Genomic DNA, 1,894 nt, shown 5'->3' on the forward strand with positions numbered 1-1,894 from the left:
CTTCGGCCGACCCGTCGAACCCGACGTATAGATCACATACACCGGATGCGACGGCAGTACCCGCACGCCCAGCGGCCCATCAGCGACACCCGCCAACTCACTCACGACTGCGTGCTCGTCGACCACGACCACCGGAACCCCGGACGGCACCACACCGGCCACAGCCTGCGAAGTCACCACCACGACCGGCGCAGCATCCTCCAACATGAACGCGACCCGCTCGGACGGATACTCCGGATCGATCGGCAGATACGCACCACCCGCCTTCACCACCGCCAGCAGAGCGACCACCATGTCGACACCACGCTCCAACGCGACACCGACCACCGACTCCGCACCCACACCACGCGACACCAACAGACGCGCCAGACGATTCGCCCGCCCATCCAGCTCCGCGTACGAAACCTCCACACCCTCGAACACCACCGCAACCGCACCCGGAGTACGCCCCACCTGCGCCTCGAACAACCCCGACAGAGAAGAGGAACCGACCTCCACCGCCGTGTCGTTCCAGTCCACCAGGACCTGCCGACGCCGGGCGTCGTCCAGTACCTCGACCGTGCTCAGCGGCGCCTGCGGACCACCGTCCAGTGCCAGCTCCAGCGCCGACACCAGGTTCTCGGCGGCCGTACGCACCAGCACACCGACCGCTTCCGGGTCGATCGGGGAGACCGCGTCGACGGCCAGTCCGATCGCGTCACCGTCGTCGTCGACCGAGACGGCGAGCGGGTAGTTGGTCAGTTCCCGGGTGAACAGCGTGCGGATGCCACCCACCGGCCCGTCCCAGGGCTCGGTCGACGTCACCGCCACGGGCTCGGCCGCCGGCTCGGTGTTGTGCCGGTAGTTGAACAGCGAGGAGAACAAGGGGGAGTTCCCGGTCATGCCGCTGGCCTGGATGGCCAGGGCCAACGGGGCGTGCTCGTGCTCCAGCAGTTCCGCCAGCTGACCGCGGACCGCGGACACCGCGTCCAGGACGCCCATGTCGCCCGTACGCACGCGCACCGGCAGCGTGTTCATGAAGGGACCCGGGACCCGCTCCGAGGCCGCGCCCGCGTTCATCCGGCCGAACAGCACCGTTCCGAACACCACGTCCTCGCGCCCGGACATCGTCGCGAGGGCACGGGCCCACGCGACGTGCATCACCGTCGCCGCACTCGCGCCGAGGCGGCGGGATACCTCCCGCAGCCGCGCGTCCAGTTCGGGCGCGAACGGAACCTGGGCGCGCACCACGCCCGAGCCGTCACCCCTGACGTCCAGCGCACCGAACGGTGCGGTCCCTTCGGTGACATCACCGAGCAGCTCGGCGAAGTAGCGTTCCTGGCCCTCGGTGTCCGCACCGCTACGGGCCTGGGCGACGAAGTCGCGGAACGGCAGGGGGTCCGGCAGGTCTCCGCCGCGGCCGATGAGGAAGGCGTCCAGTTCGGCGAGGACCACCTCGAGCGCGGTGTGGTCCTGGACGATGTGGTGCATCCGCACCAGGGCCACCCATCGCTCGTCCTCGGGGACGGGCGCGATGTGGGTGCTGATGAGAGGTGCCCGGTCGAGGTTCATCGACAGGCCGACTCCGGTCAGCAGCTGCTGGACCGGATCGCTGTCGTTCGGGTCCAGGGCCACCTCGTGGACGGGCAGTTCGGCCTTGCGCCAGACGGCCTGGACGGGCTGGGACAGGCCGTCCCAGACGATCCCCGTACGCAGGATGTCGTGGCGGTCGATCACCTTCTGCAGCGCGTCGAGGAACGCGTCGAGGCGCTCGCGGGAGCTGAACTCCATCACGACGGGCATCACGTAGGCGTCGTCCTCGTCATGGGCGAGGAGGTGGTGGAAGAGCAGGCCTTCCTGGAGCGGGGCCAGGGGATAGACGTCCGCGACGTTCGCGGTGCCCCCCTCGACGGTG

General features: G+C 69.5%; 1 protein-coding gene. It reads right to left on the reverse strand.

The features are described from left to right. The coding region (locus IE257_RS37675; RefSeq protein WP_189974629.1) for a condensation domain-containing protein at window positions 1–1,894 on the reverse strand (1,894 nt) is incomplete at both ends.

The organism is Streptomyces avidinii (assembly GCF_014650695.1).
Classification (GTDB): Bacteria; Actinomycetota; Actinomycetes; order Streptomycetales; family Streptomycetaceae; genus Streptomyces; species Streptomyces avidinii.